The sequence below is a fragment of the Rhodovulum sp. ES.010 genome (assembly GCF_900142935.1).
Classification (GTDB): Bacteria; Pseudomonadota; Alphaproteobacteria; order Rhodobacterales; family Rhodobacteraceae; genus Rhodovulum.
The window spans coordinates 2,834,937-2,853,717 of sequence record NZ_FSRS01000001.1 but is presented as its reverse complement, the minus strand read 5'-3'; the positions used below and the strand labels follow the sequence as shown (position 1 = coordinate 2,853,717).

The window sequence follows — 18,781 nt, the reverse complement described above, 5'->3', positions numbered from 1 at the left end:
CGGCTCGGTCTAAATTCGATAGCCCGATGTAGTGGAAGGCAGAGCGATGAACGATTTTGACGTGGGCGCAAGGCTGCGAGAACTTCGAGCAAAACAGGGATTATCCCAAAGACAGCTTGCGGAGGCTGCCGGGGTTCCTCACGGTCAGATATCGATGGTCGAGACGAATAAGAGTAGCCCGTCAGTGGCCACTCTGCGCAGAATCTTGGGCGGATTAGGCATCGGGATGTCAGAGTTTTTTGAGCCAGAGGCGAATCTGGCTGACGATGTGTTCTTTACGCCGGACCAGCTTAAGGACCTGACGTCACGGATCTACTCGGACAGGGTCGACACGATCGGACGATTGACTCTCAGACAGGTAGGCAATGCGAGGGACTTTGGTTTGCAGATATTGCACGAGACCTACGAGCCGGGGGCGGATACCGGCGCTGATATGCTTTCCCATCCGGCCAGCGAAGGCGGTGTCGTTGTGTCTGGAGAACTAGAGGTAACAGTCGGGAACCACACAAAGGTCTTGAAGGCTGGGGATGCTTATTTGTTTCATTCTCACGAGCCGCACCGCTTTCGCAATATTTCGGATCGAGTTGCCATAGTGGTCTCCGCCTGCACGCCTCCTTATCTTTAACTCGTCACAGACCCACTTCCCCTGATTGGCCTGCTCCCCGGATTGTCCTCGTTCAGAAGTTAAGTCTCTTCTGGAGTGCGCCCCTGCGGGTGGACACGATCTTTGTCGGCAAGGATCGCGCCTACAATCGCCGGCTCGAACAGATGTGCGGGCACTATCTGGTGGACCAGTCGCCTGCACACCGGCGTCGGGCTGGGAAAAGGGGCAGGTCGAGAACCAGGTGGGGGTTCTCCGGCGCCGGTTCTTCGTGCCCCGCCCGAAGCTCAAATCGTTTGCCGAGATGAATGGTTGGCTCGAGGACCGATGCATCGCCTACGTCAGGGCGAACAAACATGCCGACATTCCGCACAGGACGATCTGGGGTATTCCGATGACACCCCGATGCGCGTGCTCGATCCCGCCAGACGGCTCGAGGGACTGGGCATGGCGGGATGATCAGGAACTGCGAACATGGGGGGCAATGCCCCGGCCCGCAGACGTCGCCCCGACGGGCGCGGCGACTCGATATCCTTAGCCGCCGATTCTGCGCATCCCATAAGGACCGACCAATCGTCCCAGTTTCGATTGAGTAAATGTCATATCCGGGGACTGCCCCAGAAACGCAGGGCATCGAAAACCGCGAACGAAGGTTGGAAGCCTTTATTCTATTGGTCGGAGTGAGAGGATTCGAACCTCCGGCCCCTGCCTCCCGAAGACAGTGCTCTACCAGGCTGAGCTACACTCCGACCGTGCCGCGCGGATTACCCCGCGCGGCGCGCTTTGGCAAGGGTCAATCCGGCATGCCCCGGCGGACCGGCCTCAAAGGTAGCGCTCGATGATCGCGCGCAGGTCCACCCGTGCCTTGAGCCGGCTTGCCAGAAGGTAAACGCCGCCGAACTTGCGCTGCATGAACAGCGTGTCCATCGGCGGGATGTGCCAGAAATCGCGGTCGGCCCCGAGCTCCATGCCGGCATCGCGCATCCGAATCGCAAGGTCGTTCTCGGCGAAGTCGAAGGCACCCGGCCGACGCAGCGGCTCCATCGACATCTCGAACATGTCGAGCATCGTCTGCTGATGATGCGCGGCCGTGTCCTCGGCGAAGAAGCCGATATCGAGAATCGCCCGGCGCACCGCGTCGCGGTCGCCCGACAGCCCGGCCCGCATCAGCGCACGAAACTGGTCGGCCATCTCCGGATCGAACTCGCGGGAGGCGCCAAAATCGAGCAGGATCACGCGACCGGTCTCGGGCTGGTAGCGGTAGTTGGCAAAGTTCGGATCGGTCTGCATCAGCCGGAACTCGAAAAGCTCGCGGAACAACAGGCCGATCAGAAGTTCCATCACCCGGTCGCGCTCTTCCTGCGGCGCATCCCCGAGGCTCTCGATGGGCTGGCCATCGAGATAGGTCATGGCCAGAACGTCGCGCGTGGTCAGGTCGACCTGCAACTCGGGCACCACGAAATCCGGCGCTTCCGCAAGCAGGTCTGCGAAGCGACGCATGTATCGGCCTTCGCGCTCGTAATCGGCCTCCTCGTGAAGCTGGCGCTTGGCTTCGTCGAGCATCGGCGCGATGTCCAGTTCCTTTGGCATCAAGCCGGAAAAGCGCATCAGCGAGGCCACGTTGTCCACGTCGCTGTCGATGGAACGGCGCACGCCGGGATACTGCACTTTGATCGCCAGGTCGCGGCCGTCCTTGGCCTGCGCGCGGTGGACCTGCCCGATCGAAGCGGCGGCGATGGGACGGACGATGAACCGCGCGAAGCGCTTCTGCCAGCCCTCGCCCCAGTTAGCATTCAGCACCTGTTTCAACTGGCCGCCCGGCATGTAATGCGCATCCGCCCGGAGCCGCGCCATGATATCGGCCAGTTCCGGCGGCAGCATATCGCCCGCGTCCATCGAGACGAGTTGGCCGACCTTCATCGCCGCGCCGCGCATATGCGCAAGCTGATCGGCCACCTTACGCGCATTGGCGGGCGTCAGCAGCAGGTCGCGGGCCTGCGGCCGCTTGCCCTGCGCCACCTGTCGGGCGCCGTGCAGCGCCATGTTGCCCGCGATGTTGGAGGTCAGCGCGCCGAAGCGGGCCATGCGGCTGAACCGGCCGCTGGGAACGGCAAGGGCACGGGAATCGGGTTTCTGCTCGGGCATCTTATATCCTTCGGGGGAGTCTTCGGCGCGACCCTAGCGCGCCAAGCGGGCTTGCGCTGTGACATAGGCACAGAAGCGGTCGCCGCAACGACCATGCCTTGAATTGCCCATGTGATCCGGCCGCAACGCGCACTAAGTGGCGGGGAAAGGTCGCGAAACGATGGAGGCGGGATGAGCGTGAACGCGATGATCGTGTCGGCGGGCGAGGCGCTGGACGTGCTGCGCGCCGGCTGGGAGGCGCAGAGGGGCGGGCACATGCTCGCCTCCTACATGATGCACGGGCGGCCGGGCGTGGGTAAGACCCAGGTGGTCGAGCAACTGGCCGACGAGATCGGCGCGCGGCTGTTCGACCTTCGCCTGACCACGATCGAGCCGCAGGACCTGCGCGGCCTGCCCTACTACGATCACGAGACCCAGAAGACCAAGTGGTACCGGCCCGAGGACCTGCCGGACGACCCCGCCCACCCTTCGATCCTGTTCCTCGACGAGCTGACCGCCGCCTCGCCGATGCTGCAGCCCACGGTCTATGGCCTGTTGCAGGAACGCCGCGTGGGCCGGCACCGGCTGCCCGACAATGTCTTCGTGATCGCCGCGGGCAACACGGTGGAGGACGGCGCCATCGCCTATCAGATGAACACCGCGCTGTCCGACCGGCTGATCCACCTGCACGTGCAGGCCGCGGCCGCCGACTGGCTGGACAATTACGCGGTGCCGAAGGGGCTGCATGCTACCGTTGTCGCCTTCATCAAGACCCGCCCCGACCTGCTCGACACGACCGAACGCACCGTGGCCGAGGGCCAGTTGATCGCCACCACGCCGCGCAGTTGGGAACGCGTCAGCGATATCCTTAAGGCCGTGCCCGAGCGGCGCACGCGCAACGTGCTGGTCGCGGGCACCGTGGGCGAGGCGGTCGCCGCCGAGTTCGCGATGATCGCCGACGACATCGCCGCGACGGTGCAGGTTCAGGACATGCTGGAGGCCGACCGGAAACAGCGGATCGCTCTCTATCCCGCCTCGATGCACGGGTTGAACGCCTTGATCTACGGCCTCATCGGGGTGCTGGAGTCGCGCAACGTGACCGCCGTGATCGACACCATGGCCGATATCCGCCAGCTTGCGCGGCTGCGCGAGGAGGACGAGTTCAAGCGCATGCCGCTGGGCGAACTCACGACCTACGGGTTCGAGGGGCTGATCCGGAAGGGTCTGGACCTCGGGCTCGGCGAACGCTTCCTCGGTCATGACGCCTACCGCGCCTATCGCGAAGAGCGGAAGGAAGCGGGGCTCGCGTGATCCCGCAGCGCCATTCGGCCCGCGCGACACGGGCATTGCAAAAGCTGGCCGAACAGGACCCCGCCTTCGCCGCGCTGGCGCTGTGGTGCAGCCATGCCGACAGCGACCGGCGCGACGACGCCGCCTGGACCGACGGGCAGGCGATCTATTACGGGCCCGGCTTCGAGGGGCTGAGCCTGCCCGAGCAGATCGGGCTGGCAGCGCATCATATCCTGCATATCGCCTTCCGCCACGCGCCGCGCTCGCACGCGATGTATGTCCGCTTCGGCGACCGCTACGACGAGGATCTGTTCAACCTCGCCACCGACGCCATCGTGAACGAGACGCTGATGCTCACCGGCTTCATCCTGCCCCGGCCTGCGGTGCGGCTGACCGGCCTGCTCAAGGCGACCACGCGCGAGCAGATGGGCGGCGAAGAGGCGGTAACAACCTACGATGCCGAGCGGCTCTATATCCAGCTGTTGCAGGACGCCCCCCCGCGCAAGGGCCGTCCCGGCGACAAGGGGGCGGCCGGCGGCGGCGGCAAGGGCGAGGGTGAGGGAAAGGGCAGCGAGGGTGGCGACAGGCCCCGGCCCGGCGGGGCGCTGGCCGAGGCCGCCCGCGCCTATGCCGAGCAGCAGGGTTTCGCGCCCGACCTGGAAACCGGCCGCGACGAGACCGACGACGGTGCCGGACGCGAAGAGGATGCCGAGTGGCGCCAGCGCGTCGCCCGCGCGATGGAGGCCGGCCGGCTTGCGGGCTACGGCATCGGGACGCTCGGGCACCGGCTGGCCGACCTGCCGGAGGTACATACGCCCTGGGAACTGGTGCTGCGCGGGTTGGTGACCCGCGCGGTGATGCTGGACCCTCGGCCGCTGGGCACGCGGCCCGCGCGGCGCTGGCTCGCCCGCGATGCCGATGCGCGCCAGCGCAACGCGCCGGCCCCCGCCTTCGAGCCCGGCATGCTGCGCGACCGCGAGATCCCCCGGATCGCGGTGTGCGTTGACAGCTCGGCCTCCGTCGACGGGCCGCTTCTGGCAAAGTTCGCAGCCGAACTGGCCGCCATTGCCAAGCGCACCGGCGCCGAAACCCATGTGCTGGTCTTCGACCAGGCGGTGCGCAGTCATGCCGTGATGGGCGGCGCGTCCTGGGAGAAGCGAATCAGCGACATCCTGTTCAGCCGCGAGGGGGGCACCTCCTTCATCGAGGTGATGGGGGCGGCGCTGGCACTCGACCCCTCTGCGGTCGTGCTCCTGACCGATCTCGAAGGCCCGTTCGGCCCGCCGCCACCGCCGGGCCTGCCCGTGATCTGGGCCGTGCCCGGCGACCCGCCCGCCCATGGCGCGCCCTTCGGGCGGGTGCTTAGCCTCGCGCGGTAGGTAGGCAGGGACGCAACGCACCCGAGCCCCGAACGTTCGGAGACACAGGCAGATAACCGGAACGAAGCAACAGGAGGCAGGAATGGCGAAAACGCTTTTGATCACGGGCGCATCCAGCGGCATCGGGGCGGCCACGGCGCGCGCGGCGGTCGCGAGCGGCTGGAACGTCGCGCTGATGGCACGATCCGCCGACAAGCTGGAAGCGCTGGAAAAGGAGCTGGGCGCCGCCGCGCTCACGATCCAGGGCGATGCCACCGACCTTTCGGCCCAGGAAGCGGCGGTGGCCCGCACGGTCGACAGGTTCGGGGCGCTGGACGCCGCCTTCGCCAATGCCGGGCGCGGCCTCGACACGCCGGGCACCGAGACCGGCGACCCCGACGAATGGCGCGCCTTGGTCGACCTCAACGTCATGGGCGTGCTTTACACCGCCCGGGCCGCGCTGCCGGAACTGCGCAAGACGCGCGGGCACCTGGTGCTGACCGGCTCGGCCGCCGGGCGGCGGCACATCAAGGGCTCGATCTACGGCGCGACCAAGTGGTTCGTGCACGGCTATGCCGGCAACATGTCGGAAGAGATGCGCGAATGGGGCGGGCGCTGCACGCTGATTTCACCCGGCATGGTCGACACGCCCTTCTTCGACGAACCCAAACCCGACAAGCTCAAGCCAGAGGACGTGGCCGACGCGGTGGTGTACGCGCTCAGCCAGAACCACCGCGCCGAACTGCGCGAGATCCACATCATGCCGACGGACTGAGAGCGGTGACGCCGCGCCCGGGTGCCGCAACCGGGCGCGGCGCTCATGCCTTCACGCGAAGCCGCTCCGGCGCCATCTCGTCGTTGCACCATGCCGTCCAGTAGCCGCCCCAGCGCTTGACCAGCGCCTTTTGCCGCTCGGCCAGCAGGAGACGGCCGAGGTGGAACGCCCTGCGCGCCAACGCCTCGCGGCGGCGCGTCATCAGGCCTCGGAAAGCGTCGAGATCGGTCTTTTCGCCGAAATCGCCCGGCGCGCCGCGAAGCGGTGCGTCCAGAACCACAAGGTCGTGGTGGTCGCCGAGAAGGTCCGACATCTCGTCGGCCGCATCCGCGTGCGGCGCCATCATCTGCGGCGCCACCCCGCCCAGCAGCCGCGCGTGGTACCAGTGGTATTTGACCCGCTTGCGCCATTCGTGCAGCGCCTCGCCGGTCGGGCTCTGCCACGCCTCTTCCATCCGCTTGCGGGCCTGCCTGTAGGTCTTGCCCAAGCCGCCCGCGATGGCGTCGAATCCGTCGGCGTCGAGCGACCAGTCCGCGACGCGCCCGCGCGCGTCCTCCATCCCGTCGCGCACGGTCTTGAGGCGCCGGGCGGTTTCGGGATCCGCGCGCAGCGCGGTCGCGTCGCAGGTCAGCCGGGCGCGGATCGAAGCGAAGGACCGGCGATCGATCTGGTCCTCGAAATGCGCGGTCACGGCGTCATAGGTCTCGATCAGGGTATCCGCGTCGCGGACGGCCGAGATGCGCCGCGACGCGTCGCGGAAGGCGGTGTTCTCATCGGCGTAACCGTCGAAGGCAGGGCGGACCAGCCGCACCAGCCCGCGCAGCTTCTTGCACCTTTTGCGCACCTGATGCACCCGCGCATTGAACGCCAGGTCGGGGTCGTCGATCTCGCCCAGCGCCCGCGCGATCTGTTCGTCAGCGATCCTGCGCACGGCGTCCTGCAGGCTGTCGTCGCTGTCCTTGATGCGATAGGCCATGCGCTGCGGCTGCTCCCTTCCGTCTCGGGCCATGCGGGCACGCCTGGACGCCCGCCACCGGCTCGGGGAGTCAACGCCGGCACCGGGCGGCACGTTGCACCCCGCGGGCTCAGGCCGTGGCCAGCGCCTCCAGGCGGGCATGGGCCGACACGCTCCTGGCCTCCAACGTGACGTCGTGCATGAACCGGCCCAGAGCGAGGCTGGAAATATGCATCCGCTGTTCGGTGAACTCCGCATCGAAGAGCGTGTCGCGGATCAGCTGCTGCTCTTCCGCGTCGAGGTCGAGGACATGCGGTTCCGGCATGTCGGACTGCACCGAGACGATGGTCAGAGGCGCGATCCGCGCCAGCGCGGACTGCTCGATAACCATGTGCAGTTCGCCCGCCTTCAGCCCCCGCTTCGCAGCGATCCGCGTGAGGATGTCACGCCCCCGCACCTTGGCGATGTCGGCGCCCTGTTCGGCCTCTTCCTCGGGCATCAGCCGCCTCCGCCGCTCGGGGTTGTCCACCGACAGCACCCGCGACTCCACCAGATAGACCATGAGGAACATCAGCGCCGGCGCCTGGCCGATCGGCAGCGCGAGATCGGGGAACATCAGGATCAATACCGGGAAGGGGCTCAACGCAAGCAGGTAGCGCAGGAACGACACCTCCATCACCATCCGCCAGTAAATACTGCTGCCGAACGATCCCGGCGGCAGGACCCCGAAGCCGTAAGCGCTGAGCTTGCGCGGCACCTTGCGGATCTTGAGGGCCGACCGGTTGGACACGGTCGACGGTGTCACGACGTGGAGCATGGGCAGAGCCTCTGCAACCTGTAGGTGGAGTAACTCTAGCCTGTCTTCCCGGGCCGTCCAGACCGGCCGAGGTGGCGTGCGCCCCGCGCCTTGGCCAGGCGGACCTGGCGGTGCCGCTCGCGGAATCGTGCGCGACGGGGCGGCGAATACTCCCCGGCGCATTTGTGGCACCGAACGCCTTCCTCATAGTCCGGCCGCGCCAGGTCCCCAGGCGCCAGCGGACGCCGGCAGGCATGGCAGAGGACATGCGGCCCCTCGCGCAGCCCATGTTCGACAGAGACCCGGCCGTCGAACACGAAGCAGGCGCCGCGCCACAGGCTCTCGGCCTCGGGCACCTGGTCGAGGTAGCCGAGGATACCGCCCTTGAGGTGAAAGACCTCTTCCACGCCCTGCCCGCGCAGAAAGCTGGTCGATTTCTCGCAGCGTATGCCGCCGGTGCAGAACATCGCGATCCGCCGGTTGTGGAAGCGCTCGCGGTTCGCCGCCCACCAGGCCGGAAAATCCCGGAAGCTCTGCGTGCCGGGGTCGATGGCGCCCTCGAACGTGCCGATCGCGACCTCGTAGGCATTGCGCGTATCGATCAGCGCGATGTCGGGCGCCCGGACCAGGGCATTCCAGTCGCGCGGTTCGACATAGCGGCCAACGGACGCCCCCGGGCCGACATGCGGTTGCCCCATCGTCACGATCTCGCGCTTCAGGCGCACCTTCATCCGGCCGAAGGGCCGTTCCCGCGCAACGCTCTCTGTCCAGCGGAGATCGGCGCAGCCCGGCAGGCACCGGATATGCCCAAGCACCGCGTCGACGCCCGCACGCGGGCCTGCTATCGTGCCGTTGATCCCTTCCCGGGCAAGCAGGAGTGTGCCGCATACCCCGGCGGCCGTGCAGGCCTCCAGCAAAGGGGCGCGCAAGATTTCGGGGTTCTCGAACCGGGTGAAGCGATAGAGCGCGGCCACGGTAAACATGGGGCAAAGGGATACGCCAGGCGGCCCGGGTGCGGCAAGAGCGGGGCATTGACCTGAGGGGGTCCCCCCCTTAACCCCAAAGGCTGTAGCGACCGGAGGATGGCCCATGCGACCCGCCAACGAAGCCCTGATCGTGATCGACGTGCAGAACGATTTCTGCACGGGCGGCGCCCTCGAAGTGCCCGGCGGCGAGAAGATCGTTCCGCGCGTCAATGCCCTGATGGACGAGTTCCAGACTCGCGTGCTGACCCAGGATTGGCACCCCGCCGACCACAGTTCGTTCGCCGAGAACCACGCGGGCAAGAAGCCCTATGACGTGGTCGACATGCCCTATGGCTCGCAAATCCTCTGGCCCGTACACTGCGTACAGGACTCGGAGGGCGCCGAATTCCACCCCGATCTCGACGTGTCCAAGGCCGATCACATCGTGCGCAAGGGGTTCCGCCCCGAAATCGACAGCTATTCCGCCTTCTTCGAGAACGACCACGAAACCCCGACCGGCCTCGACGACTACCTGTCCGACAAGGGCGTCGATCACCTGACGCTGGTCGGGCTCGCGACGGATTTCTGCGTGCTCTACTCGGCCCTCGACGCGGTCCGGCTGGGCTATGCGGTCACCGTGCTGGAAGGCGCGACGCGCGGCATCGACCTCAACGGCTCGCTGGAGGATGCCCGCCAATCCATGCTGGACGCGAACGTGGTGCTGGAACCGTGACGAACGTGGATATCGCCACCCGGGTCTATAACCACAAGTGGAAGATCGACCCGATCGTCCGATCCCTTCTCGATACCGATTTCTACAAGCTGTTGATGTGCCAGTCGGTGTTCCGCAACCGGCGCGACACGCATGTCAGCTTTTCCCTGATCAACCGCACGACCGAAATCCGGCTGGCCGAGTTGATCGACGAGGGCGAACTTCGCGAACAGCTCGACCATATACGCACCCTGCGCCTGACCCGCGGAGAAAGCACATGGCTCCGGGGCAACACCTTCTACGGCAAGCGGCAGATGTTCCGCCCCGATTTCATGGAGTGGTACGAGAACCTGCAACTGCCGCCCTACACCCTGGAAAAGCGCGACGGCCAGTACGAGCTGACCTTCGAGGGGCGCTGGCCCGAGGTGATGATGTGGGAAATCCCCGCGCTCGCCGTGCTGATGGAGCTGCGCGGCCGCGCGGTTCTGGCGCATATGGGCAAGTTCGAGCTGCAGGTGCTCTATGCCCGCGCCATGACCAAGCTGTGGGAGAAGATCCAGCGCCTGCGCCCGCTGGAGAAGCTGAAGGTGGCCGATTTCGGCACGCGGCGCCGGCATTCCTTCCTGTGGCAGGACTGGTGCGTGCAGGCGATGATGGAGGGGTTGGGCGACAAGTTCGTCGGCACCTCGAACTGCCTGATCGCGATGCGCCGCGACATCGAGGCGATCGGGACCAACGCGCACGAGCTGCCGATGGTCTATGCCGCGCTGGCCGAGACGGACGAGGAGTTGCGGCAAGCGCCCTATCGCGTGCTCGCCGACTGGCATGAGGAACACGACGGCAACCTGCGGGTCATCCTGCCCGACACCTACGGCACAAAGGGGTTTCTGGAAAACGCGCCCGACTGGCTGGCGGGCTGGACCGGGATCCGAATCGATTCGGGCGACCCGGTCGAGGGCGCCGAGACCGCCATTGCCTGGTGGAAATCGCGCGGCGAGGACCCGACGCAAAAGCTCATCATATTCTCCGACGGGCTGGATGCGGATGTCATCATCGATCTCTACGAACGCTTCGTCGGCAGGGCCAAGATCAGTTTCGGTTGGGGAACGCTGCTGACCAACGATTTCCGCGGGCTCGTGCCCGATGACGGGTTGGCGCCGTTCTCGCTGGTCTGCAAGGCCGTGAGCGCCAATGGGCGACCCACGGTCAAGCTGTCAGACAACCCCAACAAGGCGATGGGGCCCGCCGACGAAATCGAACGCTACAAACGTGTTTTCCACGTGGGCGCGCAGAAGGCGATGGAGGTCGTCGTCTGAGGCCGCGCGCGGTCCCGGCTCACCCCGTGCGGTCGACCGAGCCGGGGCCGTTGGTATGCTCCGGCGCCGGGGGCACCGCCGCCAGAACCGCAAGCGGACCCAGCATCACCGTCAGAAGACGGCCGTTCTCGCGCCGCGTGACGTGCCACCCGACATAGGGCATGGCCTGGTTGCCGATGGTCCAGGGGCGCGGCTCCGTCCAGTCGTCGGACAGGCGAAGAGCCAGGAACACCGGAAGCGTGTTGAGCCGCTCGGGAATGCTGAGAGTGAAAAGCGTTCTGGGCATTGCGGTTTCCGTCAGGTGGTTCGGCGCGACAGTCTGAGACGAAACTATTACCAATCCGCGAATTGACCAGCGGCGCGGCGCCTCGCACGTCAATGCACCCGAAACAGCCGCTGCCCCTCCAGAACCGCGTGGGCGGTTCGGACTGCGCGGTTGAGATAGCCGCGGATGCGCGGGTCGCCCGGCGCAAGCCGCGGCATCGTCCATCCGACCGAGGCCAGAGTCCGAAGCATGACGAAAACCGGCAGCATGGCCACATCATCGTCGGTGAGCGGGCGCAGTGTTCCATAACCCTCGACCAGCCCCGTCGCGATCCGGTCGAGCGCGGGTTCCTCCAGGTTCTGGGACAGCGCGGTGCCAAGATCGTAGAGCCGGAAACCGAAGCCGCAATCGTCGAAATCGATCAGATGCGCCTGGTGGCCGTCGAACAGGATGTTCTCGCGCAAGAGGTCGGCATGAATCAGCCCCTGGTCCGCGCCCTGCGCGGCGTAGTCGGACAGCCGTTCCCGCGCGAAACGGCGCGCCTCCTGCAAAAGGATCGCCTCTTGCTCGCTGGCAGAGGGATGGTCCCAGAACCGGCCCCAGAAGGGCGCGGGACCGAGCAGACCCTCGATATCCCAATGCGGGCGGGTGAAGCTCGGGGGAAGGTGCAGCCTGTCGGTCGCCACATGCAGCTGGGCGATGGCACGCCCGGCGCTGGCATAGCGGCGCATCTGGTCGTCGGGACTGCCGGCCAGGGGTTCGCCGCCCTCGCCCAGCGGATCGCCCGCCACCCAGCCCAGGACGGACGAGATACGCCCGTCGGCAAGCTGGGCCAGCAACGCCCCGTCGTCGGTGCGCTGGGGTCGCGGAACGGACAGGCCCGCCGCGGCCAGCGCCTCCATCCACCACAGTTCGGACCGGATCGCCTCTTCGGACTGATAGCCCCGGCGGTGAAGACGCAGAACGCCGCGCTCTGCCCGGGGAAGGACCATCGCGAAGACCGCGTTCTCCCGGTGGGAGATCAGGCGCGGGCCTTCGCACCCCGCCCAATGCGTGACGGCCTCCTGGGCCAGTTCCAACGCTTCCTCTTCGGTCACGCGGGCACCTCCGTTTCGGCCAGCACCTCGGCCAGCGTGTCGACCATGAGGTCTGCGTTCTCGCGCGAGAACGGCAGGGGCGGGCGGATCTTGAGCGTGTTCATCGCACGCCCGATCCGGTTCAGCAGGATGCCGCGCGCCCGCATCCGCTCGACCAGCGACTCGACGAAACCGGAGGCGGGGGTTCCGTCCTCGTGGACGAACTCCGCCCCGAGGAAAAGTCCCTTTCCCCGAACCTCGGCCAGCATCGGGTGGCGCAAGTCGCGCAGACGCTCCAGCGCGTGGTCCCCCACGGCACGCGCGTTGTCCATAAGCCTCTCTTGCTCGATCACCTCGAGCGTGGCCATCGCCGCCGCCGCCGAGACAGGATTGCCGCCGAAGGTATTGAAATAGCCGAACGCGCTCCGGAACGCCTCCATGATGTCGGGCCGGGTCACGACCGCGCCCACGGGATGGCCATTCGCCATGGGCTTGCCCAGCGTCACCACATCCGGCGCGAAGCCCAGCGCCGCGTGCCCCCAGAACGCATCGCCCAACCGCCCGAAGCCGGGCTGCACCTCGTCGGCAACCACAAGCCCGCCGGCACGCCGGATCACCGCCACGGTGGGATCGAGGAACCCCTTGTCGAGCATCGGAAAGCCCTCGTTGGCGAAGAACGGGCACAGCATGAACCCGGCAAAGCCGTGACCGGCCTCCTCGAGGTCCGCTATGGCCCGCGCGACGTTTTCGGCGAAGGCCCGCGCCTGACCCTCCCGGCTTCCGCCCAGCGGCGCCAGGCTTTCGGGCGCGGGCACCAGCCGGACATGCGCGGGATAGCCGCCGATCGGCGGGCGGCGCGTCGACAGGTGGCTCACCGCAGCCGTGTTTCCATGATATGTGTTGTCGGTCGCGATCAGCCCCGTGGCCCCGGTCGCGGCCTGCGCCATGCGGATCGCCACGTCGTTCGCCTCGGACCCGGTGCAGACCATGATCGCCTGGGTCAGCTCCTGGCCCATCGTGGCCGTCAGCCGCGCGATATAGTCGAGGATGCCCTCGTGCAGGTAGCGGGTGTGCGTGTTCAGCGTCGCCGCCTGCCGGGCGATCGCCTCGACCACCCTGGGGTGGCAGTGGCCGACATGGGGCACGTTGTTGTAGCAATCCAGATACCGGCGCCCGTCCGCATCCCAGAGCCACACGCCCTCGCCGCGCACCAGGTGCAGCGGCTCGGCATAGAAGGTCGGCACGTTCGGGCCCATCAGCCGGGCGCGGCGTTCGAGTAGGGTTTCGCTCATGTGGTCCTCACCCGGATTTCGCCCCAATCTGACGTCGCGCAACGGCGGATGGCAAGCGCTACCTCAGGCGAAGCCGAACGCGAGCCGGACCTCCCCCGTCGCGACCCCGCGCCAGTTGACGATAGGCGCGCCAAGCCGCTTGCGCACCGCGGGATGATCGCGGTCGAGCGCGCCGAGATGGGCCAGAAGCCCGGCAATGGCGGCCTCCGAGGCCCGCGTCGCGCCATCTTCGATCTTGAGCGCCACGCCCAGACACCGGTCCGGCAGGATCGCCACGAAAACCCCCTCCGCCCCGGTCTTGACGGCGGCGCGACCCGCCATGGCGCGCATCATCTCCGTGCAGGCGCGGCCCTCGCCCGCGACAAGGTCGGGATGGGCCCGCATCGCATCGACCAGCCGCCCGGCGGCCCGCGCGCGGCTGTCGGCCGCGTCGGCGCGCGCGCCGGCGAAAAAGCCCATCGCGCGGGCCAGCCCGTGCATCGTCGTGGCATAATTCGGGGCGGAACAGCCATCGACGGCGTGGCACGGGCTCTCCAGACCGGTCACCTCCTCGAAGGCCGCCCGAACGGCGCGCTGCACCGGGTGGTCGGGGTCGTTGTAGTCCGACCCTCCGCCCAGATGCCGCGAGAGCGTGAGAAAGCCCGCATGCTTGCCCGAACAGTTGTTGTGCAACTGGCTGGGCGCCTCACCGGCGATCAACATGCGCTTGCGCTCGGCGCGGTCGCGGCTGGGCTGCGCGCCGCAGCGCAGATCGGCCTCGGCAAAACCCAGGCGGCCGAGCCAGGCCGCCACGCGGCCCACGTGCAGCGGCGCGCCCTCGTGCGAGGCGCAGGCCAGCGCGAGTTCCCCGTCGTCCAGCCCGGCGGCATCGGCCGCGCCGCTCTCGATCAGCGGCAGGGCCTGGATCATCTTGACCGAGGAACGCGGGTAGATCACCGCCTGCGGGTCGCCCCAGGCCGCGACGATCTCGCCGTCGGTGTCACAGACCACCGCATGCCCGCGATGGCGCGACTCGGCCATGTCGCCGCGCCAGACCTCCACCATCTCGACCGCACCGGCCATGCACACCTCCCCTTCAAGCCCACGCGATTTTGTGCCAAGAGGGATTTCACTTCCGCGCGACCCTAGGCTAGGCTGGGCATATCGAGTTGCAAACCGCCCCGCCACACGAAAAACCGTCGGACCAGGGCCGATCGGGCGGGCACAGAGGCAAGCACGGCTGGAGGCTGTATCACGATGACATCCCCGATACGAACGGCCCTTCTGGGCGGGGTGATGGCGCTTGCGGGCTGGGGGGCCCAGGCGCAGGAGGAATCGACCAACAACGTCGCGGTCAAGACCGACTGGAACGTCTTCGTCGAGAGCGACCCGACCGAATGCTGGGGCGTGTCGCCGCCCAAGGAAACCGTCAACAGCCGCGACGGCCGCGTGGTGGAGGTTCGCCGCGGCGAGATCCTGCTTTTCGTGAGCTTCCGCCCGGGATCGGGTGTCGCGGGTGAAGTGTCCTTCCGGGGCGGCTATCCCTTCGCCGACGGGTCCACCGTGAAGGTGGAGATCGGCGACAGCGCGTTCGAGCTCTTCACGCAGAACGTCGAGGAGAGCGGCGAGATGACGGGCTATGCCTGGCCGGCCTCCAAGGAAGACGACGCCCGGCTTCTCGCCGCGATGAAGCGCGGCGCCGAAGCGGTCGTGACCGGTGTCTCGTCACGCGGGACGACGACCAAGGACACCTTCTCGCTGATGGGCTTCACCGCCGCGATGGACGAGGCCGAGCAGCGCTGCGGCGGCAACTGAGCGCGGGATAGCGTCCGGGACCGGCGCGCCCCGCGGGCGGCCCGCCCGCCTGCGGGATGTTTATTTTCGCGGCCGAATCCCATATATCAGCGGCCTTACCCGATGGAGACGCGCCAGATGACCGCGAGCCCGCCGATCACGCCCGAGGCGATGCCGATTCCCCGCAAGACCCCCGAGGCCGGGCGCCGCAATCTCGTGGGCCTGACGCGGCCGCAGTTGCGCGCCGCGCTGATCGAGGCCGGCACCCCCGAGAAACAGGCGAAGATGCGCGAGGCGCAGGTCTGGCAGTGGGTCTACCAGAAGGGCGTGCGCGCCTTCGACGCGATGACCAACCTCGCCAGGGACTACCGTGCCCGGCTGAAAGACCATTTCGTCATCGAGGTACCCGAGGTCGTCTCGCGCAACGTCTCGGCCGACGGCACGCGCAAGTACCTGGTGCGGATCGCCGGCGGCCACGAGGTGGAGGTGGTTTACATCCCCGAGGACGGGCGCGGCACGCTGTGCATTTCCAGCCAGGTGGGCTGCACGCTGACCTGCACCTTCTGCCATACCGGCACCCAGCGGCTGGTGCGCAACCTGACCGCGGGCGAGATCGTCGGCCAGATCATGCTGGCCCGCGACGACCTGGGCGAATGGCCCGAGCCCGGCCAGCCCAAGGACGAGACGCGGCTGATTTCCAACATCGTGCTGATGGGCATGGGCGAACCGCTCTACAATTTCGAGTCGGTGCGCGACGCGATGCAGATCGCGATGGATGGCGAGGGCATTTCGCTTTCGCGCCGCCGCATCACGCTCTCCACCTCGGGCATCGTGCCCGAGATCGGTCGCACCGCGACCGAGATCGGCTGCATGCTGGCGGTATCCCTGCACGCCACCACCGACGAGCTGCGCAACACGCTGGTACCGATCAACCGGAAGTACCCGCTGGCGCAGTTGTTCGACGCGCTCCGCGCCTACCCCAAGCTGTCGAATTCCGAACGCATCACCTTCGAATACGTGATGCTGAAGGACGTCAACGACAGCGACGCCGATGCGCGCCGGCTGGTCAAGCTGATCGCCGGCATCCCCGCCAAGATCAACCTGATCCCGTTCAACGAGTGGCCCGGTTCCCCGTATGAACGCTCCGACTGGGAGCGAATCGAGGGCTTTGCCGACATCCTGTACAAGGCCGGATACGCCAGCCCGATCCGTACGCCCCGCGGCGAGGACATCATGGCCGCGTGCGGCCAATTGAAATCGGCCACCGAACGCGCCCGCAAGTCGCGTTTCGAGATCGCCGCAGAGGCGGGCCTGCCCCAGCCAGAACGCGTCGTCCGCCGCCCCAATGCGCCGGACGTGCACTGAGGCTCAGGTCCCGTAGGCCTCGTCGGTCTTGCGCGGAGGTTGCCAGTTCTCGATCGCCGCCACGGCCTCCTCCGCCGTCTCGACATAGGTGAACAGGTCCAGATCCTCGCGAGAAATCGTGCCGACCTCGGCCAGCGCCTCCCAGTTGATGATCCGCTCCCAGAACTCCCGCCCGAACAGCAGGAAGGGCACCGGGTCCATCCGGTCGGTCTGAATCAGGGTCAGCGCCTCGAACATCTCGTCCAGCGTGCCGAAGCCGCCGGGAAAGATCGCGATGGCCGAGGCGCGCAGCAGGAAATGCATCTTGCGGATGCCGAAATAGTGGAAGTTGAAGCACAAATCCGGCGTGACGTACTCGTTCGGCGCCTGCTCGTGCGGCAACACGATGTTCAGCCCGATCGACACGCCGCCGGCCTCGGCCGCGCCGCGGTTGCCCGCCTCCATGATGCCTGGGCCGCCGCCCGTGACGATGACATGGTGGCGGCCGTTGGTCTGGCTCTTTTCGGTCATGAGACGCGCGAAACGGCGCGCCTCCTCGTAATACCTGGCATATCGCCCCAGGGTTTCGGTCGCCGCCTCGACGCGCCTGGCCTCTTCGGGGATGCGCGCCGAACCGAACAGCACGATCGTGCTCTCGATGCCGAACTCTCTCATCAGGAGTTCGGGCTTCAGGAGTTCGAGCTGCAGCCGCACCGGGCGCAACTCGTCGCGCCAGAGGAACTCGGGGTCGGCAAAGGCGAGCCGGTAGGCCGGCGCCCGCGTCTGCGGCGTGTCCGGGATCTCGCGAACGGTCTCGACATCCTTCTGGGCATCTCGGAACGGGCGGCAGGCGTCGTCGGTCATCGGGCTCTCATCGGGCTGCATTGCGCCTAGGGTTCCTTGCGTCTATAGGCTGACGGCCAATCATGAAAGCCACCTTTCCGCGGAGGAAGCGATGTCCCACGCCCAGCTCGAAGCCGCCATCGAAGCCGCCTGGGAGGCGCGCGACACGATCACGCCCTCCACGGGCGGCGAGACGCGCGAGGCGATCGAGAACACGCTGAACGCGCTCGACAGCGGCGAACTGCGCGTGGCCGAACGGCAGGAAAACGGCGACTGGCACGTGAACCAGTGGGCCAAGAAGGCGGTGCTTCTGGGCTTTCGGCTGAAAGACATGGAACAGCAGGACGGCGGCCCCCAAGGCGGCCACTGGTGGGACAAGGTCGACTCGAAGTTCAAGGGCTGGGGCGACAACGAGTGGAAGGCCGCGGGCTTCCGCGCGGTGCCCAACTGCATCGTCCGCAAATCCGCCTATATCGCGCCGGGCGTCGTGCTGATGCCCTCCTTCGTCAATCTCGGCGCCTATGTGGACGCGGGCACGATGGTCGACACCTGGGCCACCGTCGGGTCCTGCGCCCAGATCGGCAAGAACGTGCATCTCTCGGGCGGCGTGGGCATCGGCGGCGTGCTGGAACCGATGCAGGCCGGTCCCACGATCATCGAGGACAACTGCTTCATCGGCGCCCGCTCCGAGGTGGTCGAGGGCTGCATCGTGCGCGAGGGCGCGGTCCTCGGAATGGGCGTCTTCATCGGCAAATCGACCAAGATCGTCGATCGCGAGACCGGCGAGGTGATCTACGGCGAGGTGCCGCCCTACTCGGTCGTGGTCTCGGGCTCGCTGCCCTCCAAGGGCGGCGTGAACCTCTACTGCGCGGTGATCGTCAAGCGGGTGGACGAGAAGACCCGCTCCAAGGTCGGCATCAACGAGCTGTTGCGTGACTGAAAAAGCCAAGCCGAAACAAGAGGTTTACACCCTTCTCATCGAAGTCGGCCGCAAGCCCGATGACGGCCTTCCCGAGGGGGCGACCGGGGCGGGGCTGATGTGCTACGCCTCGGGCGTGGACGAGGCCGAGGCGGTGCGCGAGACGGTGGCGGTGCTGAAGCAGGCCGGGCTCGCACCGCTCGACGTGACCGGCTACGGCACCGCCGAGGAACGCCGGGCGCAGGGCCATGACATCCCCGACGAGGAAGCCGCGCTGATGGCCCGCGCGCTGGCCGAGAACGCGGTGATCGTGGCGCAGATGGAGCCGTTCTTCGATCGCGACGACGGCTGAAACAGCCCCGAAACCGCCATCGGAA

Annotated in this window: 19 protein-coding genes, 1 tRNA gene and 1 pseudogene; 11 read left to right on the top strand and 10 right to left on the bottom strand. The window is 67.2% G+C overall.

All coding sequences use genetic code 11. The annotated features are described in order from the left end of the window. Positions 1-46: 46 nt before the first annotated feature. Positions 47-625, top strand: a complete 579-nt coding sequence (locus BUR28_RS14040) for a cupin domain-containing protein (RefSeq protein WP_074220698.1) — start codon at positions 47-49, stop codon at positions 623-625. A gap of 89 nt (positions 626-714) precedes the next feature. Next, positions 715-992 (top strand): annotated as a pseudogene (locus tag BUR28_RS14035) (IS21 family transposase); the annotation flags it as partial. Between the two features lie 281 nt (positions 993-1,273). On the opposite strand, the gene BUR28_RS14030 reads toward BUR28_RS14035, so the two are convergent. Next, positions 1,274-1,350: transfer RNA gene (locus BUR28_RS14030), tRNA-Pro, on the bottom strand. A gap of 73 nt (positions 1,351-1,423) precedes the next feature. Next, positions 1,424-2,746, bottom strand: coding sequence for an ABC1 kinase family protein (locus BUR28_RS14025; protein ID WP_074220697.1), 1,323 nt, complete (start codon positions 2,744-2,746; stop codon positions 1,424-1,426). 171 nt (positions 2,747-2,917) lie between these two features. Between BUR28_RS14025 and BUR28_RS14020 the strand changes: the two genes are divergently transcribed. From BUR28_RS14020 to BUR28_RS14010, 3 genes are all read left to right on the top strand, one after another. After that, positions 2,918-4,036, top strand: coding sequence for an AAA family ATPase (locus tag BUR28_RS14020; RefSeq protein WP_074220696.1), 1,119 nt, complete (start codon positions 2,918-2,920; stop codon positions 4,034-4,036). After that, a complete protein-coding gene (locus BUR28_RS14015; RefSeq protein WP_254813753.1) occupies positions 4,033-5,394 on the top strand; it encodes a vWA domain-containing protein in 1,362 nt (453 codons plus the stop codon). The genes BUR28_RS14020 and BUR28_RS14015 overlap by 4 nt, the downstream gene beginning before the upstream one ends. Before the next feature lie 82 nt (positions 5,395-5,476). After that, on the top strand, positions 5,477-6,148 hold the full coding sequence (locus BUR28_RS14010) for an SDR family oxidoreductase (RefSeq protein WP_074220695.1): 672 nt from the start codon (positions 5,477-5,479) through the stop codon (positions 6,146-6,148). Positions 6,149-6,191: 43 nt separating this feature from the next. Here the strand turns inward: BUR28_RS14010 and BUR28_RS14005 are convergent, their stop codons facing one another. From BUR28_RS14005 to BUR28_RS13995, 3 genes are all read right to left on the bottom strand, one after another. After that, a complete protein-coding gene (locus BUR28_RS14005) occupies positions 6,192-7,124 on the bottom strand; it encodes a CHAD domain-containing protein (RefSeq protein ID WP_074220694.1) in 933 nt (310 codons plus the stop codon). A 109-nt stretch (positions 7,125-7,233) separates the two neighbouring features. Next, the gene (locus tag BUR28_RS20150; protein WP_074220693.1) at positions 7,234-7,920 is read right to left on the bottom strand and encodes a hypothetical protein; all 687 of its coding nucleotides are present in this window, start codon (positions 7,918-7,920) and stop codon (positions 7,234-7,236) included. 35 nt (positions 7,921-7,955) lie between these two features. Further along, positions 7,956-8,882 (bottom strand): oxygen-dependent tRNA uridine(34) hydroxylase TrhO, encoded by a 927-nt coding sequence (locus tag BUR28_RS13995; RefSeq protein ID WP_074220692.1) that lies wholly within the window; start codon positions 8,880-8,882, stop codon positions 7,956-7,958. Between the two features lie 106 nt (positions 8,883-8,988). Here BUR28_RS13995 and pncA point away from each other — a divergent pair, with 106 nt between their 5' ends. Continuing rightward, positions 8,989-9,597, top strand: a complete 609-nt coding sequence (gene pncA, locus BUR28_RS13990) for a bifunctional nicotinamidase/pyrazinamidase (RefSeq protein WP_074220691.1) — start codon at positions 8,989-8,991, stop codon at positions 9,595-9,597. Next, positions 9,594-10,892 (top strand): nicotinate phosphoribosyltransferase, encoded by a 1,299-nt coding sequence (gene pncB / locus BUR28_RS13985; protein WP_175566952.1) that lies wholly within the window; start codon positions 9,594-9,596, stop codon positions 10,890-10,892. The genes pncA and pncB overlap by 4 nt, the downstream gene beginning before the upstream one ends. Before the next feature lie 19 nt (positions 10,893-10,911). Here the strand turns inward: pncB and BUR28_RS13980 are convergent, their stop codons facing one another. The 4 genes from BUR28_RS13980 to BUR28_RS13965 all read right to left on the bottom strand — a co-directional run bounded on the left by BUR28_RS13980 (position 10,912) and on the right by BUR28_RS13965 (position 14,587). Then, entirely contained in the window at positions 10,912-11,178 is a 267-nt protein-coding gene (locus tag BUR28_RS13980) for a hypothetical protein (protein ID WP_074220690.1), read from the bottom strand. An 89-nt stretch (positions 11,179-11,267) separates the two neighbouring features. Next, positions 11,268-12,254: a phosphotransferase enzyme family protein gene (locus tag BUR28_RS13975; RefSeq protein ID WP_074220689.1), complete on the bottom strand. Its 987-nt coding sequence runs from the start codon at positions 12,252-12,254 to the stop codon at positions 11,268-11,270. Then, positions 12,251-13,525 (bottom strand): aspartate aminotransferase family protein, encoded by a 1,275-nt coding sequence (locus tag BUR28_RS13970; RefSeq protein WP_074220688.1) that lies wholly within the window; start codon positions 13,523-13,525, stop codon positions 12,251-12,253. The genes BUR28_RS13975 and BUR28_RS13970 overlap by 4 nt, the downstream gene beginning before the upstream one ends. A gap of 63 nt (positions 13,526-13,588) precedes the next feature. Beyond that, on the bottom strand, positions 13,589-14,587 hold the full coding sequence (locus BUR28_RS13965; protein ID WP_074220687.1) for an asparaginase: 999 nt from the start codon (positions 14,585-14,587) through the stop codon (positions 13,589-13,591). Between the two features lie 174 nt (positions 14,588-14,761). Here BUR28_RS13965 and BUR28_RS13960 point away from each other — a divergent pair, with 174 nt between their 5' ends. Together BUR28_RS13960 and rlmN are read left to right on the top strand one after the other, a co-directional pair. Continuing rightward, entirely contained in the window at positions 14,762-15,319 is a 558-nt protein-coding gene (locus tag BUR28_RS13960) for an invasion associated locus B family protein (RefSeq protein WP_074220686.1), read from the top strand. A gap of 117 nt (positions 15,320-15,436) precedes the next feature. Further along, positions 15,437-16,663, top strand: a complete 1,227-nt coding sequence (gene rlmN, locus BUR28_RS13955; RefSeq protein ID WP_074221665.1) for a dual-specificity RNA methyltransferase RlmN — start codon at positions 15,437-15,439, stop codon at positions 16,661-16,663. 3 nt (positions 16,664-16,666) lie between these two features. On the opposite strand, the gene BUR28_RS13950 is transcribed toward rlmN, so the two are convergent. Beyond that, positions 16,667-17,506: an LOG family protein gene (locus tag BUR28_RS13950; RefSeq protein ID WP_074221664.1), complete on the bottom strand. Its 840-nt coding sequence runs from the start codon at positions 17,504-17,506 to the stop codon at positions 16,667-16,669. A gap of 91 nt (positions 17,507-17,597) precedes the next feature. On the opposite strand from BUR28_RS13950, the gene dapD reads away from it, so the two are divergent. Together dapD and BUR28_RS13940 are read left to right on the top strand one after the other, a co-directional pair. Beyond that, a complete protein-coding gene (dapD, locus tag BUR28_RS13945; protein WP_074220685.1) occupies positions 17,598-18,425 on the top strand; it encodes a 2,3,4,5-tetrahydropyridine-2,6-dicarboxylate N-succinyltransferase in 828 nt (275 codons plus the stop codon). Further along, entirely contained in the window at positions 18,418-18,756 is a 339-nt protein-coding gene (locus BUR28_RS13940) for a hypothetical protein (protein ID WP_074220684.1), read from the top strand. The genes dapD and BUR28_RS13940 overlap by 8 nt, the downstream gene beginning before the upstream one ends. The last annotated feature ends 25 nt before the right edge of the window (positions 18,757-18,781 follow it).